The sequence below is a fragment of the Streptosporangium becharense genome (assembly GCF_014204985.1).
GTDB lineage: Bacteria > Actinomycetota > Actinomycetes > Streptosporangiales > Streptosporangiaceae > Streptosporangium > Streptosporangium becharense.
Genome location: NZ_JACHMP010000001.1, coordinates 2059629 through 2085304 on the forward strand (window position 1 = coordinate 2059629; position 25676 = coordinate 2085304).

Annotated in this window: 24 protein-coding genes; 17 read left to right on the forward strand and 7 right to left on the reverse strand. The window is 71.8% G+C overall.

Going from position 1 to position 25676, the window contains the following annotated elements:
• Positions 1 to 355: 355 nt before the first annotated feature.
• Genes F4562_RS08830 through F4562_RS08855 form a run of 6 tightly spaced genes read left to right on the forward strand, consistent with a single transcriptional unit; the run spans position 356 to position 6280 of the window.
• Complete coding sequence (locus F4562_RS08830) at positions 356 to 1231, forward strand: STAS domain-containing protein (protein WP_184542450.1); 876 nt, start codon at positions 356 to 358, stop codon at positions 1229 to 1231.
• Entirely contained in the window at positions 1231 to 1611 is a 381-nt protein-coding gene (locus F4562_RS08835; RefSeq protein ID WP_221207100.1) for an STAS domain-containing protein, read from the forward strand. The genes F4562_RS08830 and F4562_RS08835 overlap by 1 nt, the downstream gene beginning before the upstream one ends.
• A complete protein-coding gene (locus F4562_RS08840) occupies positions 1608 to 2009 on the forward strand; it encodes an anti-sigma regulatory factor (protein WP_184542454.1) in 402 nt (133 codons plus the stop codon). The genes F4562_RS08835 and F4562_RS08840 overlap by 4 nt, the downstream gene beginning before the upstream one ends.
• Positions 1997 to 3013, forward strand: a complete 1017-nt coding sequence (locus F4562_RS08845; RefSeq protein WP_184542456.1) for a SpoIIE family protein phosphatase — start codon at positions 1997 to 1999, stop codon at positions 3011 to 3013. The genes F4562_RS08840 and F4562_RS08845 overlap by 13 nt, the downstream gene beginning before the upstream one ends.
• On the forward strand, positions 3010 to 4695 hold the full coding sequence (locus F4562_RS08850) for an ATP-binding response regulator (protein WP_184542458.1): 1686 nt from the start codon (positions 3010 to 3012) through the stop codon (positions 4693 to 4695). Before F4562_RS08845 ends, F4562_RS08850 begins: the two co-directional genes overlap by 4 nt.
• The gene (locus tag F4562_RS08855) at positions 4688 to 6280 is read left to right on the forward strand and encodes a SpoIIE family protein phosphatase (protein WP_184542460.1); all 1593 of its coding nucleotides are present in this window, start codon (positions 4688 to 4690) and stop codon (positions 6278 to 6280) included. The genes F4562_RS08850 and F4562_RS08855 overlap by 8 nt, the downstream gene beginning before the upstream one ends.
• A gap of 88 nt (positions 6281 to 6368) precedes the next feature.
• Here F4562_RS08855 and hflX read toward each other — a convergent pair whose 3' ends face one another.
• Positions 6369 to 7736 carry a GTPase HflX gene (gene hflX, locus F4562_RS08860; RefSeq protein ID WP_246473854.1) on the reverse strand — a complete coding sequence of 456 codons (1368 nt, stop codon included), beginning with the start codon at positions 7734 to 7736 and terminating at the stop codon, positions 6369 to 6371.
• A gap of 211 nt (positions 7737 to 7947) precedes the next feature.
• A complete protein-coding gene (locus F4562_RS08865; RefSeq protein ID WP_184542464.1) occupies positions 7948 to 8634 on the reverse strand; it encodes a DUF4097 family beta strand repeat-containing protein in 687 nt (228 codons plus the stop codon).
• 230 nt (positions 8635 to 8864) lie between these two features.
• On the opposite strand from F4562_RS08865, the gene aceB reads away from it, so the two are divergent.
• The 6 genes from aceB to F4562_RS08895 all read left to right on the forward strand — a co-directional run bounded on the left by aceB (position 8865) and on the right by F4562_RS08895 (position 16438).
• A complete protein-coding gene (gene aceB / locus F4562_RS08870) occupies positions 8865 to 10451 on the forward strand; it encodes a malate synthase A (RefSeq protein ID WP_184542466.1) in 1587 nt (528 codons plus the stop codon).
• A gap of 100 nt (positions 10452 to 10551) precedes the next feature.
• A complete protein-coding gene (locus F4562_RS08875) occupies positions 10552 to 12009 on the forward strand; it encodes an FAD-linked oxidase C-terminal domain-containing protein (RefSeq protein WP_184542468.1) in 1458 nt (485 codons plus the stop codon).
• Entirely contained in the window at positions 12009 to 13370 is a 1362-nt protein-coding gene (locus F4562_RS08880; protein WP_246473387.1) for an FAD-binding oxidoreductase, read from the forward strand. Before F4562_RS08875 ends, F4562_RS08880 begins: the two co-directional genes overlap by 1 nt.
• Before the next feature lie 36 nt (positions 13371 to 13406).
• A complete protein-coding gene (locus tag F4562_RS08885) occupies positions 13407 to 14645 on the forward strand; it encodes a (Fe-S)-binding protein (RefSeq protein WP_184542470.1) in 1239 nt (412 codons plus the stop codon).
• Positions 14646 to 14733: 88 nt separating this feature from the next.
• Positions 14734 to 15489, forward strand: a complete 756-nt coding sequence (locus tag F4562_RS08890) for an IclR family transcriptional regulator (RefSeq protein ID WP_184542472.1) — start codon at positions 14734 to 14736, stop codon at positions 15487 to 15489.
• 259 nt (positions 15490 to 15748) lie between these two features.
• Positions 15749 to 16438: a hypothetical protein gene (locus F4562_RS08895; protein ID WP_184542474.1), complete on the forward strand. Its 690-nt coding sequence runs from the start codon at positions 15749 to 15751 to the stop codon at positions 16436 to 16438.
• Positions 16439 to 16559: 121 nt separating this feature from the next.
• Here F4562_RS08895 and F4562_RS08900 read toward each other — a convergent pair whose 3' ends face one another.
• A complete protein-coding gene (locus F4562_RS08900; RefSeq protein ID WP_184542476.1) occupies positions 16560 to 17147 on the reverse strand; it encodes a hypothetical protein in 588 nt (195 codons plus the stop codon).
• Between the two features lie 93 nt (positions 17148 to 17240).
• Here F4562_RS08900 and F4562_RS08905 point away from each other — a divergent pair, with 93 nt between their 5' ends.
• Both F4562_RS08905 and F4562_RS08910 read left to right on the forward strand, forming a co-directional pair.
• Positions 17241 to 17921 carry a response regulator transcription factor gene (locus F4562_RS08905; RefSeq protein ID WP_184542478.1) on the forward strand — a complete coding sequence of 227 codons (681 nt, stop codon included), beginning with the start codon at positions 17241 to 17243 and terminating at the stop codon, positions 17919 to 17921.
• Positions 17918 to 19198: a HAMP domain-containing sensor histidine kinase gene (locus tag F4562_RS08910; RefSeq protein WP_184542480.1), complete on the forward strand. Its 1281-nt coding sequence runs from the start codon at positions 17918 to 17920 to the stop codon at positions 19196 to 19198. The genes F4562_RS08905 and F4562_RS08910 overlap by 4 nt, the downstream gene beginning before the upstream one ends.
• A gap of 143 nt (positions 19199 to 19341) precedes the next feature.
• Here F4562_RS08910 and F4562_RS08915 read toward each other — a convergent pair whose 3' ends face one another.
• On the reverse strand, positions 19342 to 20544 hold the full coding sequence (locus tag F4562_RS08915) for a hypothetical protein (protein WP_184542482.1): 1203 nt from the start codon (positions 20542 to 20544) through the stop codon (positions 19342 to 19344).
• Positions 20545 to 21049: 505 nt separating this feature from the next.
• Positions 21050 to 22195: a PAS domain-containing protein gene (locus F4562_RS08920; protein ID WP_184542484.1), complete on the reverse strand. Its 1146-nt coding sequence runs from the start codon at positions 22193 to 22195 to the stop codon at positions 21050 to 21052.
• Between the two features lie 108 nt (positions 22196 to 22303).
• On the opposite strand from F4562_RS08920, the gene F4562_RS08925 reads away from it, so the two are divergent.
• From F4562_RS08925 to F4562_RS08935, 3 genes are all read left to right on the forward strand, one after another.
• Positions 22304 to 22984, forward strand: coding sequence for an ANTAR domain-containing protein (locus F4562_RS08925; protein ID WP_184542486.1), 681 nt, complete (start codon positions 22304 to 22306; stop codon positions 22982 to 22984).
• A gap of 152 nt (positions 22985 to 23136) precedes the next feature.
• Positions 23137 to 23523 (forward strand): ATP-binding protein, encoded by a 387-nt coding sequence (locus F4562_RS08930; protein WP_184542488.1) that lies wholly within the window; start codon positions 23137 to 23139, stop codon positions 23521 to 23523.
• A gap of 178 nt (positions 23524 to 23701) precedes the next feature.
• Positions 23702 to 24055, forward strand: a complete 354-nt coding sequence (locus tag F4562_RS08935) for a PepSY domain-containing protein (protein ID WP_311734030.1) — start codon at positions 23702 to 23704, stop codon at positions 24053 to 24055.
• Positions 24056 to 24098: 43 nt separating this feature from the next.
• On the opposite strand, the gene F4562_RS08940 is transcribed toward F4562_RS08935, so the two are convergent.
• Together F4562_RS08940 and F4562_RS08945 are read right to left on the reverse strand one after the other, a co-directional pair.
• Positions 24099 to 24776, reverse strand: coding sequence for an HNH endonuclease family protein (locus F4562_RS08940; protein ID WP_311734031.1), 678 nt, complete (start codon positions 24774 to 24776; stop codon positions 24099 to 24101).
• A 111-nt stretch (positions 24777 to 24887) separates the two neighbouring features.
• Positions 24888 to 25646, reverse strand: coding sequence for an SDR family NAD(P)-dependent oxidoreductase (locus tag F4562_RS08945; RefSeq protein ID WP_184542492.1), 759 nt, complete (start codon positions 25644 to 25646; stop codon positions 24888 to 24890).
• Positions 25647 to 25676 lie beyond the last annotated feature (30 nt).

Here is a 25676-nt window from a genome sequence, read left to right on the forward strand (position 1 = left end):
TCCCCGCCCACAACGGCGGTCGCCAGAGCAACTTGAGTAGTAACATCTCACTAGATTTGCCTTATGGTAGCAATCTAAACCTAGGCCGACCACTGTCGTTTTTATGGTCGTTTGCGCACTTCGCAAGACTCACAGTGCACATCAGACACCCTCCATCGCACAAGGAGAGGTGTTGAAGCATCACCCATGATCGATTTAGCCTGGAAAACGGGGCGCTCGGGGTCCGGCGACGTCGGCCTCGTCCGCTCCTCCGCGCCTGCGGGCCCGCCGGATCGCGGTCGCCGGCCTGCGGGCGAAGGTCTCAAGCAGGGCGTCCCGTGTACGCTTTCGTGCGAGATTTCGACAGGTCGCACGCATGGGAGTCACCTTGTCCATCCACGCGGACGCCGGCCGGCGTCGCATCGAAGAACTCCTTCACGAACAGGAGGACCGCGTTTTCAAGCGATGGCTTGAGATCGCCGGCAACTCGGCCGGCGGCCAGGCCGACCGGGCCGGGCTGCCCGGTCAGCTCCGTGAGATCTACCAGGCGCTGCGCCGGTCGCTCGGCGACTCCGGCGACTTCAGCGACCTGCGCGGCCTGCTCGCCGAACTCTCCCAGACACGCGCGCGCCAGGGTTTCACCCCGACCGACACCGCGATCGTGGTCTTCGGGTTGAAGGAGGCACTGCATGGGGTGATCGAGGACGACGGCTCCCCCGAGGCGGCCAAGGCCTTCATCTGGTTCTCCCGCGTCATCGACGACCTGGGGCTCTTCACCATCGAGACCTACTCGGCGACCCGGGAGAAGATCATCGCCGACCAGGCGGAACAGCTCCTGGAGCTGTCCACCCCGGTGGTGAAGCTGTGGGAGGGCATCGTGGCGGTGCCGTTGGTCGGCACGCTCGACTCGGCCCGGACCCAGGTGGTCATGGAGAAGCTGCTGCAGACGCTGGTCGACACCGGCTCCGAGCACGCCGTCATCGACATCACGGGTGTGCCCGCCGTGGACACCGAGGTGGCCCAGCACCTGCTCAAGACCGTGGTCGCGGCCCGGCTGATGGGCGCCGAGTGCGTGATCTCCGGTATCCGCCCGCAGATCGCCCATACCATCGTCACCCTGGGCATCGAGTTCGGCGACATCGTGACCAAGGCCACGCTCGCCGACGCCCTCGCCCACACGTTGCGGGCCAGCGGCGTACAGTTCCTCAAGGGCAGGCAGTCGCGCATCGCCATGCGGACGGTGGAGGAATGATGGACCGGGTCCCCATCCTCAAGCTCGGTGACGTCCTCATCGTCTCCATCCAGATCGACCTGCACGACCAGAGCGTGCTGGTGCTCCAGGAGGACCTGTCGGAGAAGGTGGTCGAGACCGGAGCGCGAGGCGTGATCATCGACATCTCCGCGGTGGAGATCGTCGACTCGTTCATCGGCCGCATGCTGGCCACCATCGCGGCGATCTCCCGCATGCTCGACGCCGAGACCATCGTCGTCGGCATGCGGCCAGCGGTCGCGATCACCCTCGTCGAGCTGGGCCTCTCCCTCGGCGGCGTACGCACGGCGCTGAATCTGGAGAAGGGCGTCGCGTTGCTGAACCAGATCGAGAACTCGCAGATCGTCGCGGCCTCGCAGTGACGGCTTCCGGCGAACTGCCCATCACCGGAAACGGCGACGTCGTCCTGGTCCGCCAGAACGTCAGGACCGCCGCGGTGAACATCGGGCTCTCCCTGATCGACCAGACCAAGATCGTTACTGCGGCCAGTGAACTGGCGCGCAACGCGCTGGTCTACGCGGGAGGCGGGCAGGTGCGGATCGAGGTGGTGGACAACGGCCTGCGCAGGGGCCTGAAGCTCACGTTCAGCGACGACGGGCCCGGCATCCCCGACATCGAGCAGGCGCTCACCGACGGGTGGACCACCGGCAACGGCCTCGGCCTCGGGCTGAGCGGTTCCCGCCGTCTGGTCGACGAGTTCGACCTGACCTCGGCCCCCGGTGAGGGCACCCGGATCACGGTGACCAAGTGGGCACGTTGATCCGCTCGCAGAACGACGTCTGGGTGCGCGCCGAGGACGCCAGCGCCATCGGCGCGCTGCGCCGGACGGCCGTGGCGCTCGCCGGACGACGCGGGTTCGGTGAGGAGGACGTCGGCCGGGTGGCGGTCGCGGTGAGCGAGGCGGCGTCGAACCTCGTCAAGCACGCGGTCGAGGGCATCATGCTGATCCGGCCGCACCCTGAGCTGGACACGGCGGTGGAGGTCCTCGCGGTCGACCGGGGGCCGGGAATGGGAGACGTGGCCCGGGCCCTGCGCGACGGCTACTCCACGACCGGAACCCTCGGCATCGGGCTGGGGGGAATCACCCGGATGGCCAGCGGTTATGAGGTTCATTCCATACCCGGCCGGGGCACTGTGCTCGGCATGTACTTCGTCGCGCACGACTCCCCGCATCCCGCCTCGCTGGCCAGCGGGGTGACCCGGCCGATCGGCGTGGAGAGCGTCTGCGGCGACGCCTTTGTGATCGCCGAGACGGGCGACACGATGACCGCGATGCTCTGCGACGGGCTCGGCCACGGCGGCGCGGCCGCCCAGGCGTCCCAGCAGGCCGCGCGGATCTTCGCCGAGCACGCCGAGACCGATCCCACCCCGGTCGCCCTCCTGGAACGGATCCACCGGGGCCTGAACCACACCAGGGGCGGCGCCGTCGCCGTCGCCCGCGTCGACAGGGCGGCGGGAAAGGCGAGTTTCGCCGGTCTCGGCAACGTCTCGGCGTGGATCGTCCACCAGGACGGCCGGCAGGGCATGGTCTCGGTCCCGGGCATCGCGGGCCACCAGGCCAGGACCCTACGGCAGTACGAGTACACGGTGCCTCCGCACGGCGTCGTCGTGCTCCACTCCGACGGGCTCTCCGAGCGCTGGGACATCACCACCTATCCGGGTCTGGTCACGCGGCTGCCCTCCGTCATCGCCGCCACACTGCTGCGCGACGCCGGAACGCGCAGAGACGACGCCTGCGTGGTCGCCCTGAGGCCGGGCGTATGAACGCCGACGAGCTGATCAGAATCCACATCCGGGATGACCAGGACATCTTCGCCATGCGTAAGCTGGGGCGGGAGGTGGCCGAGACCGTCGGCCTGGAGGCCCAGGACCAGATCCGGGTGGCCACCGCGCTGAGCGAGATCGGCAGGGAACTGCTCGGCGAGGGCACCGACGGCGCCTCGGTCGCCTTCCTGCTGGGGAGGGAAGGTTTGCTCGTCACCATCGACTTCCCGGCGAAGAACGACATCGCTTCGGCTGACGGCGTGATGCTGGCGGGACGTCTCGTCGACCTGATCAGGCTTGATCCCGCCGGGGGAAGAATAAGCATGGTCAAACGGCTTCCGCAGGGCCGCCCGACGCCCTCCGCGCAGGAGATGCGTGCCAGGCTGGCCAAGGTGACACCGGCTACGGCCCTCGACGAGCTGCGCCAGCAGAACCAGGAGCTCGCCGCGACCCTGGAGGAGGTCCTGCAGCTCAACACGGAGCTCCAGGAGACCAACCAGGGGGTCATGGCGCTCTACAACCAGCTGTCGGAGGAGCTGGAGCAGACCAACCGCGGCGTCGTCGCACTCTACGCGGAGCTGGACGAGAAGTCGGCGCAACTGCGGGCGGCGAGCGCCAGCAAGGACAGGTTCTGGGCCACGGTCAGCCACGAGCTGCGCACCCCGCTCAACTCGATCATCGGCTTGGTCCGCCTCCTGGTGGGGCCCGGCGGGGAACCGCTGGCCGACGAGCAGCGCCACCAGATCCAGCTGATCGGTTCCTCGGCCGAGACACTGCTCGGCCTGGTGAGCGAGCTGCTCGACATGGCGAAGGCGGAGGCGGGGCGGCTCGACCCGCAGCCCTCCCCGGTCGACCCGGTGGTGCTGGCCGAGCAGCTGCGCATGGCCCTCGGCCCGACCACCGGCAGCGACAGGGTGACGCTGACCATGGAGGTGTCGCAGGCGCCGCCGGAGATCGTCGTCGACGAGGTGATGCTCACCCGGATCCTGCGCAACCTCCTGTCCAACGCGCTGAAGTTCACCGAGGAGGGCGAGGTGCGGCTGGAGGTGTGCCTCGACGCGGCCACCCAGGATGTGATCTTCAGCGTGAGCGACACCGGGATCGGTATCCCCGAGGAGCACCTGGAGAGCGTCTTCGAGGAGTTCTTCCAGGTGCCCAGACCGGTCCCGGTCCCGGTGCGGGCCAGGGGCACCGGTCTGGGTCTTCCGTACGCGCGCAGGCTGGCCGAGGCGCTGGGCGGCACCCTCCAGCTGACCAGTACCGTCGGGCGCGGCACCACGGTGACCCTGCGGCTGCCGTACCACCACGGCGATGAGCCGGTGGTCGACCGGGTGCTCGTCGCGGACGACAACGAGGAGTTCCGCGCCACGGTGCGGCGGATGCTCACCGGGTTCGCCCGGCACGTCGACGAGGCCCCCGACGGCCTGGTGGCGCTGGAGACGATGGCGGGGGATCCGCCCGACCTGGCGTTGATCGACCTGCTCATGCCCCGGCTGGACGGCACCGCCCTGATGGCGCGGATGGCCGACGACGAGCGGCTGCAGGAGGTTCCGGTGATCGTCGTGACCGGCGCGCCGGACGAGTCACCCGGCCGGGCCCGCCTGGTCCTCCCCAAGCAGGGACTGCGTCGCGACGGCCTGCTGGAGGCGGTCAGGATCGCCCTGGGGCTCGGCGATGAGTGAGAGCCAGCAGAACGAGGCGACGGTGCTGGTCGTGGACGACACGCCGACCAAGCTCTACATCCTGTCCAGCTGGCTGCGGCGCGCGGGTCACCAGGTCGTGCAGGCCACCGGCGGCGTGGAGGCGCTGGCCAAGGTCAGGGAGCTCCAGCCCGACCTGGTCGTCCTCGACGTACGGCTGCCCGACATCACCGGCTACGAGGTCTGCGAACAGATCAAGGCCGACGAGACGACGTCGTCGATCCCGGTCATCCAGATCTCCGGTGCGGCCGTCACCCCCGCCGACCGGGCACAGGGCCTGGAACGGGGAGCCGACGCCTACCTGGCCGAGCCGGTCGAGCCGGACGAGTTCGCGGCGACGGTCGAGGCCACCCTGCGGTACTACCGCGCGCGGCAGCGGGCCGAGCGGATGGCCCGCCGCCTGACCGCGCTCACCGAGGTCACGCTGGCCATGAACGCCGCCGAGACGTTCGACGACCTGCTCGCCACGGCCGTCGAGGGCACCTCGCGGATCCTCGGGCGGACCGCCGGCACCCTCGCCCTGCCGCCGGACGGCCGGACCCGGAGGTTCAGCGCCCGCCCCGCGGCGGACACCGCGGTCTCCAAGGTCGCGCCTCCGGAGACGCTGACCAGGCTGAGCGCGATGTCCCTGGACGGCGCGGCGGGCACCCGGGTCTTCACGACGTCGATCGACGAGTGGCTGAAGCTGGTGCCGGACGCCGACATCAGCGGCGACGTCATGTCGGTGCTCTGCCGCACCAAGGTCGGCAGGCCGCCCGTCTACCTCGGGATCGACGCGGTCCCGCCGCTGGACGAGGACGAGATCAACATCCTGCGCCAGCTCGGCCAGGCCCTGGCCCTCACCGTGGACGCCCTGCGCGCCTACACCGAGGAGCACACCATCGCCCTCACCCTGCAGCGCAGCCTGCTGCCCGCCCGGATTCCCGACATCCCGGGGCTCACGATCAGCTGGCGCTACCAGCCCGCGGTCGACAACGTCGAGGTCGGCGGCGACTTCTACGAGGTCCTGAAACTGGATCATCGGGTGCTCATCGCCATCGGCGACGTCCAGGGGCACTCACTGCTGGCCGCCACGGTCATGGCGGAGCTCCGGCACGCGCTGCGCGCGTCCGTCATCGCGAACGCGGACCTGGGTGCGTCGATGGCCCTGCTCAACAACGTGCTGCGGTGCTACCACCCGGGCATGACCGCCACCGTGTGCCTGACCCTGCTCGATCCGGCGACCGGCGAGCTGGAGATCGCGAACGCGGGCCACATCCCGCCGCTGCTCATCGGCACCGGGGAGGCCGTCTACCACAACATGGGCAACCTGCTGCTCGGCGTGGCCGAGGAGACCTACCGGGTCGACTCGCTGACGCTGCCCGAGCGCGGTTCCGTGCTGATGTTCACCGACGGGCTCGTCGAGGACCGCGACAAGCTGCTGGACGAGAGCCTGGAGATCGCGCGCCGCCTGGCGGACGACACCGGTTGCGACCTGGAGGCGTTCTGCGACCGCCTGATCGCGCGGTTCGGCGCCCGCGAGGACGACGTGGCGCTGGTCATGTTCCGTCGTGAGGCGGCCGGCTGAGCCGGATTCTCCGGACACCGCGGCCCGCACGCCGGCCACGCTCCCCAGGGGGGCGGCGCGGCCGGCGTGCGGGCCGGACGGCATCGGATCAGACGGTCTCGACCGGCTTGGCGGTCCGCTCCAGCTCGGCGTAGAGACCGGGCAGGACCCTGGCGTGCAGGATCGTGCCGTCTTCGGTGTGCTCGACGTCGAGGACCTCGCCCTCCCGGTGCGCCCGGGAGATCAGGTCTCCGCGCTGGTACGGCACCAGCACCTTGACCTCCTGGTCGAAGCGGGGCAGCTCCCGCTCGATGACGGCCCGGAGCTCCTCGATCCCGGCGCCGGTGCGGGCCGAGACCACGACCGCGGGCTTCTCCCGCGCGGTCAGCTGGGCGAGCACCACCGGGTCGGCGGCGTCGGCCTTGTTGATGACCACGATCTCCGGGATGTCGCGGGCGCCCTCGATGTCGGCGAACACCTCGCGCACGGCTGCGAGCTGCGACTCCGGATCGGGGTGCGAGCCGTCGACCACGTGCAGGATCAGGTCGGCGTCGCCGACCTCCTCCAACGTGGAGCGGAACGCCTCGACGAGCTGGTGCGGCAGGTGCCGGACGAATCCGACGGTGTCGGCCAGCGTGAACGGGCGGCCGTCGGCCGTGCGCGCCCGGCGGACCGTCGGGTCGAGCGTGGCGAACAACGCGTCCTCGACCAGCACACCCGCCCCGGTCAGCCGGTTGAGCAGCGAGGACTTGCCGGCGTTGGTGTAGCCCGCGATGGCCACGGCGGGGATCTCGCGCGCCAGGCGGCGTGCCCGCTTGGTCTCGCGCGCCGTGGTCATCTCGCCGATCTGACGGCGCAGCTTGGCCATGCGCTCACGGATCCGGCGGCGGTCCAGCTCGATCTTGGTCTCACCGGGGCCGCGGCCGCCGATGCCGACGCCGCCCGCGGCGCGTCCGCCGACCTGGCGGGAGAGGTTGCCACCCCAGCCCCGCAGGCGCGGCAGCAGGTAGTTGAGCTGCGCGAGCTCGACCTGGGCCTTGCCCTCGCGGCTCTTGGCGTGCTGGGCGAAGATGTCGAGGATCAGCATCGTGCGGTCGATGACCTTGACCTTGACGACCTCCTCGAGCTGGCGGAGCTGGCCGGGGCTCAGCTCGCCGTCGCACACCACGGTGTCGGCACCGGTGGCGGAGACGATGTCGGCGAGCTCCAGGGCCTTCCCCGAGCCGATGTAGGTCGCCGTGTCGGGCTTCTGTCTGCGCTGGATCACACCCTCCAGCACCTGGGAACCCGCGGTCTCGGCGAGGAGCTTGAGCTCCAGGAGTGAGTTCTCGGCGTCGATCGCCGTACCCGAGGTCCAGACACCGACCAGGACGACCCGCTCAAGTCGCAGCTGGCGGTACTCGACCTCGGTGACGTCCTCCAGCTCGGTGGAGAGCCCCACCACCCGGCGCAACGCCTGGCGCTCGGCCAGTTCCATCTCGCCGATGTCGGGCAGGTCGTCGAATCGGTCGATGTCCAGCGGCTCACGAGTGTCTATGTCGTCGCTCCCATTCAAATGGTTGTCCGTAACACGTTCTTCTCATATGAGTGAACGCGCGAGCACCCCCGGTCTCTTCCCTCCGATGGTGCCACGCGAACCCCCCGGCCATCATCTGGTTATCGACCCCCCGGGGGGAAGGGCCGGGGGGTCAGCTCAGCAGGACCCCGGCGTCGCCGGAGCCGGTCCGCAGCGTGATCTTGCGCGGCGAGGACGGGTCGTCGGTCACCTGGACGGTCTTGTCGCCGGAGCCGGTTTCGAGGGTCACGTCGTACTTCCCGCCGGGCAGATACGCCGTGGCCTCACCGGAACCGGTCTCGACCTCCACGTGGTCGGGCGTCTCCTTGAACCCCGCCTCCACGTCGCCGGATCCGGCCTCGGCGCGGAACCGCCTGGCGCGCAGCCCGGAGGCGTCGATGTCGCCGGAGCCGCTGACGGCGGTGACCTCTCCGCTCAGGTCGCGCAGCGTGAGGGTTCCCGAGCCGCTGTTCAGCGTGGCGGCCAGGCCCGGCGGGATCTCGACCCTGTAGTCGACCGAGCAGTCGGACCCGTCACAGCGGTAGTGCAGGTTGAGCCGGTCGCCGTCCACCAGGTGCGCGGTGACCGGCCGCTTGCCGCGCCAGTGGATCGTCTCGGTGACGTGGACGCCGGACCGGTTCGATTCGGTGACCACGATGTCCCCCGCGCCGCTGTCGACGTCCAGGACGGTCACCTTGTCTGTGACGTCGTAGGAGATGACGTCCTGCTCCCGCTCGCGGAAGTCCAGGCCGAACTGGCAGCCGGAGAGGACGGACACCGAGCCCAGTAGCGCTCCGGCGACGAGCAGGTTCTTCTTCATGCGCTCAATCCTCGGTTCTCGGGAAGCCGTTCGCTTCCCTGTCGCTTCCCGTCACGGCGGGCCCCTCGCGCGGGGCATGTCCCACTGTCCACGAGCTCCTGCCGCCGATCATCCGGGAAGCCCCCGAGACTGCCCTGAGGAAGCCCCTGTTCTTTGACCGGCGAGGAGCCGTAAAGTAGCTTCGATTCCACAATTCAGAACTATTTTTCCACTCTATGGAAAGAGAGCTCATGGACAGCGTTGAGATCAACGGCCCCTCGCACGACCGGTTCGACGAGATCCTCACGCCGGAGGCCCTGGCCTTCCTGGCCGCCCTCCAGCGGGAGTTCGGCCTCCGGCGTGTGGAGCTGCTCCAGGCCCGCCAGGCACGGCAGGCGGAGCTGTCGGCGGGCGGCACCCTCGACTTCCTGCCGGAGACCCGGCACGTGCGCGAGTCGCAGTGGCACGTCGCCCCGCCCGCGCCAGGCCTGGTCGACCGCCGGGTTGAGATCACCGGCCCGGTGGACCGGAAGATGACGATCAACGCGCTCAACTCGGGAGCCAAGGTCTGGCTGGCCGACTTCGAGGATGCCAACGCTCCCACCTGGGAGAACACCGTCAACGGTCAGATCAACCTGCGCGACGCGCTCGACCGGACCATCGACTTCTCCGCCGGCGGGAAGAGCTACACCCTCAAGCCCGACGCCGAACTGGCCACCATCGTGGTCCGCCCCCGCGGCTGGCACCTGGAGGAGAAACACCTCACGCTCGACGGCGCCCCGCTGTCCGGGTCCCTCGTCGACTTCGGTCTCTACTTCTTCCACTCGGCGCAGCGGCAGATGGCCAAGGGCAAGGGGCCCTACTTCTACCTGCCGAAGATGGAGTCGCACCTGGAGGCCCGTCTCTGGAACGACGTCTTCGTCCGGGCACAGGACCTGCTCGACATCCCGCAGGGCACGATCCGGGCGACCGTCCTCATCGAGACCTACCCGGCCGCGTTCGAGATGGAGGAGATCCTCTACGAGCTCCGCGACCACTCCGCGGGGCTCAACGCCGGCCGCTGGGACTACCTCTTCAGCGTGATCAAGAAGTTCCGCACCCGTGGCCGGGAGTTCCTGCTCCCCGAGCGCAACGCGGTGACGATGACCGCCCCGTTCATGCGCGCCTACACCGAGCTGCTGGTCCGCACCTGTCACAAGCGGGGCGCCCACGCCATCGGCGGTATGGCGGCGTTCATCCCCTCCCGCCGCGACCCCGAGATCAACAAGGTCGCCCTGGAGAAGGTCACCGCCGACAAGACCCGCGAGTCGGGCGACGGCTTCGACGGTTCCTGGGTGGCCCACCCCGACCTGGTCCCGGTCTGCCGCGAGGTCTTCGACGCGGTCCTCGGCGACCGGCCCAACCAGCTCGACCGCCTGCGCGAGGACGTCTCCGTCTCCGCCGCCGACCTGCTCGCGGTCTCCAAGACCCCCGGTGACATCACCGAGGCGGGCCTGCGCAACAACGTCGACGTGGCCCTGCGTTACCTGGCCGCCTGGATGGGCGGGCTGGGTGCGGTGGCCATCCACAACCTGATGGAGGACGCGGCCACCGCCGAGATCTCCCGTTCCCAGATCTGGCAGTGGATCCACAACGGCATCGAGCTCGCCGACACCGGCGAGACGGTCACCAGGGAACTGGTCGAGCGGATCATCGACGAGGAACTCGCCGGGATCAAGGCCGAGCCGGGCTACGACGAGACCCGCTACGACCAGGCCGTCGCCCTGTTCAAGGAAGTCGCCCTCGACGACGACTTCGCGGAGTTCCTCACTCTCCCCGCCTACGCGCGCATGCCGTGACACGAACGCTCCTTCCCGGGCGCCGGCTCCGGCGGGGAACGGCACCCGGGAAGAACCGGTGCGGGGCCGCCGGGCGGCCCCGCACATCCGAGGAGGAACGATGTCGATCAGACCGCTGGACGGGCCGGCCCGCAGGTTCGAGGAGCTCCTCGGCCCCCGGTCGGTGATCACCGATCCCGTCCGGCTGCGCACCTACGAATGCGACGGGCTGACCCACCACCGGGTCACCCCCGGCGTCGTCGTACTGCCGGACACCGCCGAGCAGGTCGCCGGCGTGGTCCGGATCTGCAACGAGCACGATCTGCCGTTCGTCGCCCGTGGCGCCGGGACGGGCCTGTCCGGCGGGGCCCTGCCGCGCTCCGACGGGGTGCTGATCGTCACCGCGAAGATGCGGCGGATCCTCTCGATCGACCTGCCGAACCGGCGGGCCACGGTGGAGCCCGGCGTCACCAATCTGGCGATCACCGAAGCGGTGCGCGGCCTGGGCTTCTACTACGCACCCGATCCGTCCAGCCAGCAGGTCTGCACGATCGGCGGCAACGTGGCGGAGAACTCCGGCGGCGCCCACTGCCTGAAGTACGGCTTCACCGTCAACCACGTACTCGGCCTGGAGATCGTCACCCCCGACGGCTACATCGTGGAGTTGTCGGAGAGCGGCCCCGGCTACGACCTGCTGGGAGCGTTCGTCGGCTCGGAGGGAACCCTCGGCATCGCGACCAAGGTCACCGTGCGGCTGAGCCGGGCACCCGAGACGGTGACCACGCTGCTGGCGGCCTTCGAGGACGTCGAGCGGGGCGGCCGGGCGGTTTCGGCGATCATCGGCGGCGGCATCGTGCCCGCCGCGATCGAGATGATGGACGCCCTCGCCGTCGAGGCCGCCGAGGCCGCGGTGGCCTGCGCCTATCCCGAAGGCGCGGGTGCCGTGCTGATCGTGGAGCTGGACGGCCCGGCCGAGGAGGTGGCCCACCAGTTCGGCGAGGTGACGCGGCTCTGCCGGGAGGCCGGGGCGTTCGAGCTGCGCGTCGCCGACGACCCCGAGCGGCGGGCGGCGATCTGGAAAGGCCGCAAGTCGGCCTTCGCCGCGGTGGGCCGGATCAGCCCGGCGTACATCGTCCAGGACGGGGTCGTCCCCCGCACCGCGCTCCCCGGCGTGCTGGCGAGCATCGACCGGCTCTCCCACGAGTACGGCATCCGGGTGGCCAACGTCTTCCACGCGGGCGACGGCAACCTGCACCCGCTGGTGCTGTTCGACGACGCCGAGCCCGGTGCGGCCGAGCGGGCCGAACTGGTCTCCGGGCGGATCCTCGACCTGTGCATCGAGCACGGCGGATCCATCACCGGTGAGCACGGTGTCGGAGTGGACAAGGCGCGCTACATGCCGAAGATGTTCTCCGCGGACGACCTCGACACCATGCAGCTCGTCCGTTGCGCCTTCGACCCGCGCGGCCTGTCGAACCCGGGCAAGGTCTTCCCGACCCCGCGCCTGTGCGGGGAGGCGCCCGGGGTACGCAGGGGCGCGCACCCGCTGGTCGAGGCCGGGCTGGCGGAGCAGTTCTGATGGGCGTGACGGACGCGACGGGCACCGGGGGCCCGCCGGAGGCACCCGAGGCGATGGAGGCGCTGCGCGCGACGGGGGCGGTGATCCGGGATGCGGCCCCCGGTGACGCGGTGGCCGGGGTCGCCCCGCGCTGGGTGGCCTCCCCCCGCGACACCGGGGAGGTCGCCGCGCTGATGCGCGTCTCGGCGGCGCGCGACCTCGCGGTGGTGCCGGCCGGTGACCGGACCAAACTGGACTGGGGGAACCCTCCCGAGCGGTGCGACCTGCTCCTCGACACCCGCGGGCTGACGTTCGGCGACGGCCTGGTCGTCGAGCACTCCGCCGGAGACCTGGTGGCACGGGTGAGCGCCGGGCTCGCCCTCGGCACCCTGAACTCCATGCTCGCCGGGTCCCGCCAGGAGCTCGCCCTCGACGGCGTCCCGCGCGCCGGCACCGTCGGCGGTACCGTCGGCGGCACGCTCGCCACCGCGACCGCCGGGCCCCGCCGGTTCCGTTACGGCACCGCCCGAGACCTGCTGATCGGCGTCACAGTGGTGCTGGCCGACGGCACGGTCGCCCGCTCCGGCGGCGCCGTCGTCAAAAACGTCGCCGGTTACGACCTGGGCAAGCTCTTCACCGGCTCGTACGGCACACTCGGCGTCATCACCGAGGCGACCTTCCGCCTCCATCCGGTGCCCGCCGACCGCCGCTGGGCCGGCGTGGACCTGCCCGCGCCGCGGACCGGCGGCACCCCGGGCGGGCAGGCGTACCGGCCGGGCGGGCTCCCGCCGGGATCAGACGGGTTCGGCCGGCTGGACAGCCTGGTCACGGCGCTGGCGTCGGCCCAGGCCGAGCCGAGCGCGATCGAGATCGACTGGCCGGGCCCGCGACACGACCTCACCGTGGCCGTCCTCGTCGAGGGCGTGTCGGCCGGCGCGCGGGCGGAGGCCCTGCGCGAGCTGATGAGCGCGTACGGGACGGCGTGGCTGCGCACCGAGGCGCCCGAATGGTGGGCGGCGGCGCCGGGTGAGGACACGCTGCTCGAACTGCGGGTCCCGCCCGCCTGCACGCACCACGCGCTGCGGGTGATCGCCGCGTACGGGCTGCCCGCGCGCGTGCGCGGGTCGGCGGCCTCCGCGGTGCTCCGGATGTCCTTCCCGGCCGGGATGGACCGGGAGGCGTTCACCGGCCTCGTCACGGGCGTGCGCGCCGGGCTGCACCCGTTCGGCGGCGGCCTGACGGTGCTCGCCGCGCCACCGGGACTCGCGGACGGGGTCGACCGCTGGGGCCCGTCGAGCGCGCAACCGCTGATGCGGCGGATCAAGGAGCGGTTCGACCCCGGCAGGCGGATGTCCCCCGGCCGGTTCGTGGGCGGGATCTGACATGCGTCCGCCGATGGCCCGTGGGAGGGAGCCGGCATGGACCCGAAACTGATCGGCGACTGCGTGCACTGCGGGTTCTGCCTGCCCTCGTGCCCTACGTACGTGCTGTGGGGTGAGGAGATGGACTCCCCGCGCGGCCGGATCCACCTGATGAAGCAGCACGTCGAGGGCACACCGCTGACCCCGGAGATGGCCGGGCACTTCGACGCGTGCCTGGGGTGCATGGCGTGCGTGCCGGCCTGCCCGTCCGGGGTGCGCTACGACCGGTTGATCGAGCAGACCCGGGCGGAGGTGGAGCGTGCGCACCGCAGGCGGCCCGGCGACCGGATGCTGCGGGCCTCGGTGTTCCAGCTGCTCCCCTACCCCCGGCGGTTGCGGGCGCTGCGGCTGCCGCTCCGGCTCAGCGCGGGGCTGCGCCGCCGTCTCGCGCCGGGCCTGGAACGGATCAGCCCGTCCCTGGCCGCGATGGCCGACCTCGCGCCGCCGGTGCGGGCACGGGTGCGGCTGCCGGGCAGGATCGCCGCACGCGGGCCACGCAGGGCCACGGTCGGGATGCTCACCGGATGCGTGCAGGGCGAGTTCTTCCCGCAGGTCAACGCGGCCACGGCCCGGGTGCTCGCGATGGAGGGCTGCGACGTGGTCGTCCCCGCGTCGCAGGGCTGCTGCGGGGCACTGTCCCTGCACTCCGGGCGGGAGGAGCAGGCCGTGCGCCTCGCCAGGCGGACGATCACCGCCTTCGAGCGGGCGGGCGTGGACACGATCGTGGTCAACGCGGCGGGCTGCGGCTCGACGATGAAGGGCTACGCGGAGATCCTCGGCGGGGCGTGGGCGGACCGGGCCCGGGCCATCAGGACCGTCGACCTGGCGGAGTACCTCGTCGAGCTGGGCCCGGTGGCCGAACGGCACCCGCTGCCGGTCGTCGCGGCCTACCACGACGCCTGCCACCTGGCCCACGCGCAACGGGTGCGTTCCCAGCCGCGCGCGCTGCTCACCGCGATCCCCGGCCTGGAGCTGAGGGAGATCGCGGAGTCGTCGATCTGCTGCGGCTCGGCGGGGACCTATAACCTGTTCGAGCCGGAGACCGCCAGGGATCTCGGCGACCGCAAGGCGGAGCGGGTCCTCGACACCGGCGCCGGTCTGCTGGTCTCCGCCAACCCCGGCTGCACCATGCAGATCTCCGCGGCGATCCGCCGCCGGGGGGTCGCGCCGATCCCGGTGGCGCACACCGCCCAGGTGCTCGACGCGTCCTTGCGCGGTCTGGCGAAGGTGCCGTGAGCGGACGGGACGACGGGCACGGCGACACGACGGGCACGGCGACACGACGGGTTCACGAGCCCGGGACCACCGGGAGAGAGGGGGACGGATGAGCGGGGTGCAGTCGGTCGACCGGGCACTGGACGTTCTGGAGGCGCTGGCCGAGCGGGGCGGGGAGGCGGCCCTGTCGGAGATCGCGGCGAGCACCGGCCTGCCGTACGGGACCATCCACCGGTTGCTGCGCACGCTGCTCGTGCGGGGTTACGTGCGCCAGGAGTCCGACCGCCGCTACGCCCTGGGAGGCGCGCTGGTCCGGCTCGGCGGCGTGGCCGAGCGCATGGTCGGCGTGTGGGCACAGCCGTACCTGACGAGGATGGTCGAGCTGTCCGGCGAGACGGCCAACCTCGCGGTGCTGGAGGGCGACTTCGTGGTCTACGTCGCCCAGGTCCCCTCCCCGCGGCGGCTGCGGATGTTCGCCGAGGTGGGCAGGCGGGTGCTGCCGCACAGCACGGCGGTGGGCAAGGTCCTGATGGCCGACCGGCCGGACGCCGAGGTGGCGTCGCTGGTGGAGCGGACGGGCATGCCCCGGCGGACCGCCAACACGATCACCGACCTGCCCTCGATGCTGACCGAGCTGGCCCGGGTGCGTCAGAACGGGTACGCGATGGACCTCGGCGAGGAGGAGCTGGGCGTGCACTGCCTGGCCGTGGGCGTACGCGACGGGTCGCGGACGGTGGCCGCGATGTCGGTGTCCGGCCCGGCCGAGCGGATCGACGCGCTCGACCGCCTCGATCTCGCCGAGGGCATGCGCCGGATCGCCCGCGAATTCGGCGCGGAGCTGGGCCCCGCCGGTCCGGCGGGTTGAGGCCCGGAGCGGCCGGTCCGGCGGGTTGAGGCCCGGGGCGGCCGGTCCGCTCCTCGCCGCGCGTCCCGCGCTCACCCGCCCGCGGCCCGCAAGCGCCGCCCGCGTCCCACGGCCCGCAAGCGCCGCCCGCCCGCAGGCCGGGCCGGTCACCCCGCGCGCGACCCGGGACGGTCCGCCTGCCCGCGGCCCTGAATGGTCCGCCCACCTGCGACGCAAGCCCGCCACAAGAGCGGACGGACACGTGTCCGGCCGGATACCAGTGACATGCAAGTCGGCGCTGGAAGACTCCGGCGTCATGGGAGTGTTCGATTTTCTGCTCGCCAGGCGGCTCCGGCGCGGCCCCACCCTGCTGCTGCCGTCCTCTGTCACGCCCCAGGACGTGCTGGAGGCGGTCCGGCTACGCAGCCCCGAGGCCGCGTCACAGGGCGGAGCGATCAGGACCGGGGACGGGGTGCGGCTGCGCGGCCCCTACTCCGTCTGCCGCGAACTGGCGCTCCTGACCGGGCTGCCCGTCGGCTGGCCGGTCGCCTACGTGGTGGACGCTCCGGGCACCGAGCGCGAGACCGACCCCGCCACCGTCGTGGCCGGGCTGGCCGAGCGGCTCGGTGGCCTGTGCTGCCCGCGCCACCCCGCGCGTTCTCCCGACCTGTTCACCGTCACCGGCGGCGCGCTGCCCCTGGAGCGGTTGACCGGCCTGCTGCCGGGTGCGCGTCCCAGGACGGTGCCGGGGTTCGACATCACTCTGCTGTCCGCAGACCGGAACCCTCTGGAGATCACCTTCTGCGGCGGCGAGGACGGGGAGGTGGACTACGAGGTGTCGGTGGCGCACGGGCCGATCACCTCGGCCGTGGTCGAGCAGGCCGAGCGGCTCGCCCTGGCCATCGGCGAGGCGTCCGGCGGCGTCGTCCGCGACCGCAACGGCTTCCGGCTGGGGATACCGGTCGGTTAGCGTCCGGCGTTCCGCCCCCACCCGGCGCGGGGAGCGCCGGGTGCCGCGAGTGGGAACCCGACGACCGCGGCTGACGGTCCCGGCCCCCCGGACCGGTCCGCGACCCGTGGTCCGTGGCCCGTCAGGGCTGGAGGCGGTGGACGGGGACTCCGTCGGCCGAGCAACTGATCTCGACCTGGACGTCTCTCTCCTCCGCCTCGAACTCGACCTGCACCTGCCGGGCCGGGCCGCGCTCGGCGTCATCGGTCTGGAAGCCCTGCGCCGGCCTCCAGGAGCGGAGCGTCACCAGGCCGTTCTCGCACCGGGCGATCACGCTGCCGCCCGGCGTGTCGATCGCCCGGCTCCTGCCGGACGGTGACGCGGCGGGCGGGGCGGCCGAAGGGGGCACTGAGGGGGACGCCGAGGGAGATACCGGGGGGGACGCCGAGGGGGACGCGGCCGTCGGAGAGGAGGGAGCTGTCGTCGGAGCGTCGGTGCCCGCCGGGCCGCCCGGACCCGGCGTGGACGCGGCGGTGCCGCCGGGGACGGCGGACGCGGCGGGTGACGTGGCGAGACGGAGCGCCTCGTCGACCTCGGCCGCGGAGAGCGGCCGGAGGCCGCCGTCCGTCAGGGGCTCACTCAGCCCGCTGGTCACCGCCACTCCCGCTCCGGTCGCGAGAACTCCGGTGACCAGCCATCCGGCCACGACAAGGGGAAGACGCCTGCGCACGCGTCCACTGTGCCACCCGCAACGATAAGACACGGTTAAGGGGCGGATAACGCGCTTTCGACGTGGCTCCTGGGCGGGCTAACGTGGCATCCGATGTCGAACGTGCTGCTCATCGAGGACGACGCCGCGATCCGCACCTCGCTCACCCGGGGGTTGCGCGACCGCGGCCACGCCGTGTCGTCCGCACCCACCGCCCTCGACGGCCTGCGGCTCGCCGTCGAGGAACGGCCCGACCTGGTCGTGCTGGACCTCGGACTGCCCGACATGGACGGGCTGGACCTGCTGCGCATGATCCGCGCGGTGAGCCGGGTCCCGGTGATCGTGGCGACCGCGCGGGACGGCGACACGGTGATGGTCCGGCTGCTGGACGAGGGGGCCGACGACTACGTGGTCAAACCGTTCAGCGCGGCCCAGCTGGATGCCCGGATCCGGGCGGTGCTGCGGCGCGCCGGGGAGAGCCGGGCCGACAGCTCGGTCACCGTCGGCGGGCTGCGGATCGACCCGCGCACCCGGGAGGCGACCCTGGACGGCGCGCCGCTGGACCTCAGCCCCCGGGAGTTCGACCTGCTCCACTACCTGGCCGCGCGGGCCGGCGAGGTGATCACCAAACGTGAGCTGCTCACCCACGTCTGGCAGATCCCGTACGGGGGTGCCGACAAGACAGTGGACGTCCACCTGTCGTGGCTGCGCCGCAAGCTGGGTGAGACGTCCCAGGAGCCCCGCTACCTGCAGACCGTGCGCGGCGTCGGCGTGCGGCTGGCCGCCCCGGCATGAGGCGCTGGCTCGCCCTGCTGGTCGCGGCCACCACCTCCCTGGTGCTGGTCGCCCTGCTCGTCCCGCTCGCCCTGCTGGTCCGCACGGTCGCCGAAAGCGGCGCCGTGAGCGAGGCCCAGGCGGAGGCCGATTCCGTGGCTGCCGCGGTCGGCGCGCTGGACGCCGAGACCCTGCAGCTGACCACCGAGCAGCTGGCGCACCCGGTCACGGTCTTCCTGCCCGGCGGGCAGGTGGTCGGCGCCCCGGCCCCCCGCTCCGCGGCCGTGCGGCTCGCCGCCCGGGGCCGCAGCGTCACCGCCACCGCCCCGGGCGGGCGGGAGATCCTGGTCGCGGTACGGGGTGCTCCGGGCGGCACGGCCGTGGTCCGGGTGTTCCTCAGCGACGACCTGCTGACCAGGGGCGTCACCCAGGTGTGGATCGGCCTGGCGGCGCTCGGGCTGGCCCTGGTGGGGCTGGGCATCCTCGTCGGCGACCGGCTCGCCCGCGCGGTGATCAGGCCCATCATGTCGCTGGCGGCGGTCTCCCACCGGCTCGCCGCCGGAGACCTGTCCGCCAGGACCGTGCCCGAGGGTCCCCCGGAGGTCCACGCGGTCGGCCTGGCCCTGAACCACCTGGCCGGACGCATCACCGACCTGCTCGACGAGGAGCGGGAGAACGTCGCCGACCTGTCCCACCGGTTGCGCACCCCGCTGACCGGTCTCCGGCTGGAGGCCGAGTCGCTGGCCGACCCGGAGGAGGCGTCCAGGATCGAGGCCAGGGTGGACGCCCTGGAGCGCGCCGTCACCGCGGTGATCAACGAGGCCAGGCGTCGCTCCCAGGGCCGGGCCGAGTGCGACGCGGCGGCGGTGACCGGGGCCCGGGTCGCCTTCTGGTCCGTGCTCGCCGAGGACCAGGGTCGTGACTTCACGCTCGACCTGGCCCCCGGTCCGCTGCCCGTCGCGGTCTCCGCGGGAGACCTGGCCGCCTGCGTGGACGCGTTGCTCGGCAACGTCTTCGCGCACACGCCCGAAGGGGCGTCGTTCTCCGTGCGGCTGGAGTCCGCCACCGACGGCGCGCTGCTGACCGTCTCCGACGCCGGGCCGGGCTTCGCCACGTCCACCGCCCTGGAGCGCGGCGAGAGCGGCGCGGGATCGACCGGGCTGGGCCTGGACATCGCCCGCCGCACGGCGGAGTCGGCGGGCGGCTCGCTGCGGCTGGGGACGTCCCCGCAGGGCGGGGCGGAGGTGGCCGTCCTGTTGCCCGCCGTCTCCCCGGCGGCGGGCCGTCCCCCACGTTGAGCACGGCGAACCGGTGGGCCCCATGTTTGGCGCGGGAGACCGCGGAGGCACTTTCAGCGCGGGAAACCGGAGGCACCTTTGGCGCGGGAAACCGGAGGGCCGCCGGCCGGAAGTGACCCCTCCGGCCGGCGGCCCCGGTCCCGCTAACGGTCGGCGCGCAGGCTGGGGACCGGGTGCGGCCCCTCGGTCTCCAGCCGGTACTCGCGGCCCGACTTGGCGCGGTTCTCGTCGATGACCCGCTCGCTCGGCGGCGCCTCGCCTCCGTGGATCTGTGCCTGCAGCTGCTCGAACCGCTCGTGCGCCTCCTGGACGTAGCCGGTGCCGATGGTGGTGAAGTCGATCTGGGTCTCCAGCAGTTCGCGGAGGTAGGCCTTGTTCGGCTCGAAGGTGACCGGCGCGGGCAGGGCCGGGGCGACGACCTCCTGGGGGTCACGGCCGTCGTACCGTTTGAACAGCTCGGCGGCCAGGCGCAGGTGCTCCAGCTCCATGTTGAGATGCAGTTCCCAGATCGCCCTGACCTTCGGGTCCGACTCGGTCTCCATGAACGAGTGGTACAGGTAGCACTCGTTGTACTCGTGGTCGAGCAGCTGCTCCCACCACGTCTCCCCCGGATCGACCAGCGACTCGTAGTGCGTGACGTGCTCCTCCTCGATCAGACCGATCTCCTGGTAGAGCTGCCGGGCGATCGGCTCCATGTAGGTGGGGCCCACGTTCATGTAGAAGTTCATCGTTTGCTGCTCGGCCGCCATGATCGTCAGGGCGTGCAGCTTGGAGATCGGCTCGGTGGCCGTCTTGTCGTAGGGCTGGCGCAGGTTGTCGATGGGATGACGGTGGTGGAGGTACGTGGGCCTGCCCGGCGTGACCTCGGTCAGGTTGTCGACGATCTTCTCCGCCTTGCGGTGCTCGATCATCTCGTACAGGTTCGCGTAGCGGTACAGGTGGTCGAAGTCCTCCAGGACGCCGAACTGGTAGGCCTGCTTGAGGTACGGGTCGGGTTCCATCCGCGCCACCCAGGCGGTCAGGTCGACCGCGACCTGCTCGTAGGCGATCGTGGTCTCCAGCACGGAGGCCAGCCCCGGCAGGAGCCAGTTGACCGCCTTCTGCTGCTGCGCCTCGATGTAGCGGACCTGGGCCAGCTGCTGCTTGACGGCCGGGTCGGGGCAGCGCCGGGTGAACTGGTGGCTGAAGAGGATCGCCTCGACCTCGATGCCGTTCATGGCGATGATCCGGCACCGGGTGTACGGGTCGACGTGGTCGGGATCGATCGGGGTGACGTTGAGCTCACTCCAGTTGCGCAACTGCCGGTCCAGCGGGATGCCGCGTTCTTGCAACGGGTTGAAGGTCACGAACAGCTCCTCTGATGGTCCTGCTTCGGGTCCTTGCCGGGCTCGCACCGTGACGCCCCCGCCGGCCCCCGCCACAGGACGTGGACCATGCCGCCGCGCGACCGGACGTACGCGGCCGTCGCCAAAGGTGCGGGCGTCTCACGCGCCGCGTGGACGACGGGCGACGTCGGGTGCCGGGAAGGCGCGTACGGCGAAAGCGGTGCCGGGGCGTGTCGCCACGCGGCGCGGTTCACCGTTCCCACCTGGATGGACACCAGGGTGTGCCGGGCACCGTTGCGACACCGGGCGCCGGTTCGCAGCGGTGACGGACGGACAAGGATGGCATGTCTGGTCAGCCGAAGCTGGCACTACCCCCTTCCGGAGCGGGCATGCGGGTTCCTGCGAGATTTCCCCGGAGTCCGGTGTGCCCGCCTCCGGACGGACCCCGGCGGAACCCACGGCCGGACGGCGGAGCGTAACCGCCGTGGGCCCCGGCCGACGGACCCCGCCGCGAGCCCGGGACGGCTCATCCCGGTCCGCCGGGACGTGAGCGCAACGCCCGCCCGGTCAGAGCGCAGACCTCCTCCACCAGCGCCGCCTCCGCCATGGCGCACGGGCCGGCCGCGGCAGGCCAGACCACGGTGACGACACCCGGCGCGTCGCCGCCCACTCCCAGTGGGGAACAGACCAGGGAGACCGCGTCCAGCCGGGCCGCCACCGGGACTCCTTCACCGTCGGTTCCCAGCATCCGGGCGTCGTCGAAGTGAGGCTTGATCACCGTACGGCCGGTCGCCCGGACCCGGCCAGGGAGGTCGAGCATGCCCCGGCCGGTCTCCGTCAGCCACAGCGTCTTCTCCCCCTCCCCGCCGCCGTGCACCGCCACCCTGCGCAGTTCCTCCCCCGCCACGACGTCGGCGGCGGCGAACGCGCCGAACTCCCCGGCGAGCAGCTCGACGACCCGGTCGAGCAGGTCGCGGGCACCGAGACCCGCGTCGGCGAGGACACCGGCGACGGAGCCGAGGAGATCGGCGCGGCGGGTCTGCGACACGATGTCGTCCAGCGGCCGCGACGAAGAACCAGCGGACTCGGCGGACTCGGCGGGCACCGTCCCCGGTGCCGTCACCAGGATCTGGGGCCGGTCGGCGCCGTGGGCCTCCAGCCTGGTCAGCAGGATCCGCGTGTGGACCGGTCGCAGGCGGGTGACGAGCCGGCCGTCCAGCTCTCGCCGTCCACCGAGGCGCGCCACCGCGGTGAGGGCGGACCGGAAGGCGGCGCGGGTCCTGAGGTCCACCAGGACCGCCAGCGGACGGCCGCCGAGGTAGGCGCGGGACTGGCCGAGCAGGCCGAGCGCGGCGTCATTGGCCCACGTGACGACGCCTTCCTCCCCCTCGAGCAGCAGAGCGGGGACGGGCGACTGCATGAACGCGGCCCGGAGCAGCCGCCTGTCGCGCTCCGCCACCGGCTCGGCGGGCGGTATCTCGGCCGACGGCTCGCCGGCGTTCTCCCGCGATGCCCGCAGCGCCTCGCAGACGGCGTCCAGTTCGAGGAACGCCGCCTCAGCGATCGCCTCGGTCTCCGGGCCGCCCCGTGCGAGAAGCCAGGAGCTCCGTAACTCGTCCAGGCGTGCCCGGAGGCGGCGGCACTCCCGGCCGAGAGCATCCGGATCAGTCATACCGTTCACGCTCCCCCATCACCGCTTTCCTGGTCTGACCACGTTCCCTGGGGGTAGGTGCCTCATTCCTGGTCAGCACTGCCACCGCGGGGACGGGAGGCCGAGGACATGCGCGCCGACGACGGAGAACCGGACGCCACACCCATCACGCTGCTCAGCGGCCTCTCCGACCAGGTCTGCGACGCCGTGTCCTGCTGTGGCGCCGCGGTCGCGATGTGGCGCGACGGGGAGGGCGGGCCCGGCGGGCCGGCCGGCCTGCTGGTCGCCTCACACCCCGACCTGGGGGAGATCGCCGAGAGCGACACCGGTTTCGGCGGCCCGTTGTCCCAGGCGCGGGCGGAGGGCGGCCCGGTGCACGTCGGCGACACCCTCCGTGACCGGCGCTGGCCGGAACACTCCCTGGCGTCGCTGCGTCACGGCGTCCGCACCTGCACGGCCGTCGCCGCGCGCGGGCCGGACGTCACCGTCGTGGTGGCCGCATACGGTCTGCGGCCGGCCGTATCCGGTGGGAGCGGGGCCGGCACGCTCGCCGTCCTCGCCGGGCAGGCCGCCGCCCTGGTCACCGCCCTCGACACGTCGGACGCCGCCCGGCGGCAGGTCCGCCGGGTACGTGCCGTCCTGGCCGGCCGCTGGCCCATCGAACAGGCCAAAGGCATGATCATGCAGGCTCTGGGGTGTGACGCCGACCGGGCGTTCGCCGAACTGCGCAGGGTCTCCCAGACCTCCCACCTGAAGGTGCACGAGGTCGCCCGGCGCCTGGTGGGCGACCGCGGCGTCTCTCCGGCCTGATCCGGCGCCGCCGGTACGCCCGGCCACGCCGGTGGTGCGTCACGGCCGGTATCGCGGGTAGGGGCCCTGGCATGGAGCACTGGGAACACCCGCATGGGCGACCGCGGCCACCCGTCATGTGATGCCGGCCATGGCGCTGCGAGGGAGGGCGTGTGGACACCCGGATCCGCCACCGATGGGCCATCAGCCGTGAACTGAGCACCCTGCGCGGCAACATCTCGCACCACGCCGCGGATGCGGGGCTGAACGGCAGGCGATTGGACGACCTGCTCCTGGCCGCTCACGAGGCCACCGTCAACGTCCTGCGGCACGGGGGCGGCGAGGGCACGGTGACCGTGTGGCACGACGAGAGGTACGTGACCGTCGACGTGGTCGACCGCTGCGGCCTGCTGCGTCCCGGCGACACATGCCGTGAGCGGCCGGCCGTCGGCGCGTCGGGCGGCTTCGGCCTGTGGCTCATGGGACAGCTCTGCGACGAGTTCACCATCGAGCGGAGACCGGAGGGTTCACGCGTCCGGCTGAGGATGCTGCTGGCGTAGCCCCGCCGCCGGGTGTCTCCCCGCCCGCCGCCTCGTGTCCCGCCGCCTCCGGATGCGTACGGCACCGTGCTCCGGGGCACGTCGTACGGGCACACCGCGGGTTAACCGTCTCTTAGCGTGGTCCTATCACGATCACCGAAAAGCTTGGCGCATGAAGCACATCGCCAAAATCACCGTTGTGTCCCTTGGAGCCGCCGCCCTGCTGGCCGGCGGGGGCGGACCCGCCTTCGCCGCCGCCCAGACCGCCCAGACCGCCGCCGACGCGGCGGGCACGACCGGCGCCACGACCGGCACCACCACGGCCGGCAGCGCGACCGGCACCTCCGCTACGGCGGGCATCTCCTCCCGCAGGGCGGTGCAGATCGCCGAGAAACGCGTTCCCGGCGCGCGGGTGACCGATGTGGACCGTGAGTGGGAGCGCGGTCACCGCACCTGGAAGGTGGAGCTGGAGAAGGGTCGCTGGGAGTACGAGGTCCACGTGTCGGTGAAGAACGGGAAGGTTGTCGCGTTCGAGCGCGACTACGAGGACTGACGGGACGGGCCCGGCCGTCCCGTGGCGGGCCCGGCCGGGCCGCTCAGCAGGAGGTGAGCACGGCCTTCATGGCGTCCTTCTCCGCGGCCGTCACCCACAGGCCGTACTTGGCCTTCACTTCGATCTGACGTGCGACATAGGGGCACCGGTAGGCGCGGCGCGGGGGCAACCACGTCGCCGCGTCCCCGGCCCCCTTCTGGTTGTTCAACGGCCCGTCCACCGCGAGCAGGTTGAGCGGGTCGTTGGCCAGCGCCTTCCGCTTGGCCGTGGACCACTGCCGCGCACCCTTCTGCCAGGCGTCGGCGAGCGCGATGACATGGTCGATCTGAACCGCCATGCTGGTCCGCGCACCGCGCTCGAACGTGATGGTCTTGCCGCTGTACGGGTCGTGGAGGACACCCGTCAGCACGATGCACTCGTCGCCCTTCTTGAAGGTCTCCTCCTCCAGATCACGGCGGAGGATGTCGTTGCGGGTGTCACAGCCGTTCTTGTCGACGTCCGCCCAGGCCGTGCCGAATTCGTCGCGGTCGAACCCGGTCATCGGAGCCCGGCCCTTGACCTCCAGCTTCTCCAGCTCCTTCAATGCGGCAGGCGCGGACTTCCCGGAGCCGCTCCCGCCTCCGCCGGAGAAACCGCCGCCGAAACCGCCCTCCGGGCCGCAGCCCGCCACCGCGAGCACGATCACCGCGGCGACCGCACCTCGTTCCAGCGCAGCCCGCACCCTCGCCCTCCCCGCCCACGTTTTTCACATCTGAAGCGGCAAATTACCCCAGAAAACTTTCTCAATCTTAAAAGCCGCATGCCGCCGCGCCGGGGAAGGAAACAGTGCGGCTCAGGTGATGAGGATCCCCCCGTCCACCGGGATCACCGCGCCCGTGACGTACGAGGAGGCGTCGGAGGCCAGGAAGATCGCCGCCGCGACGAGCTCGGCCGGGTCGCCGGGCCGCCTCATCAGCACCCGATGCTGCAGTTGCCACTCCAGATAGCCCTCGGCGTACTGGTCGGTCATCTCCGAGGCGAAGAAACCGGGTTCGAGGCAGTTGACCCGGATGCCGCGGCGTCCCGTCCACTGCTGGGCGAGGTCACGGGTGAGGCCGACGACCCCCGCCTTGGAAGCGCTGTAGGCGGCCTGCGGCAGGCCCGCGGTGGTCTCGCCCAGGATGCTGCCGATGTTGACGATCGACGAACCCGGCCGCATCACCCCGGCGCACGCCTGCGCCATCCAGTACGTGCCGTGCAGGTTGACGTCGACGACCTGACGGAACTGCTCGGGTGTCTCCTTCAGCGCGGGCACCGCCGTGCCGACGCCGGCATTGTTGATCAGGACGTCGACCGTGCCGAACTCGGCGACCGCCGCCGCCACCAGGGCCTGGCAGTCTTCGGGCCGGGACACGTCGGTGGCGAGCGCGACGCACCGCCTGCCGGTCTCCTCGACCAGGCCGCGGGTCTCCTCCAGGCGGTCCTTCCTGCGCGCACCGATCACGATGTCCGCACCGGCCTCGGCCAGCCCCCTGGCGAACGCGACACCGAGCCCGGAGGAGGCCCCCGTGACGATCGCGACCTTGCCGTCCAGCCGGAACCGCTCCAGCATCCGGGCCTCCCTCATCCGCAGAACGCACCG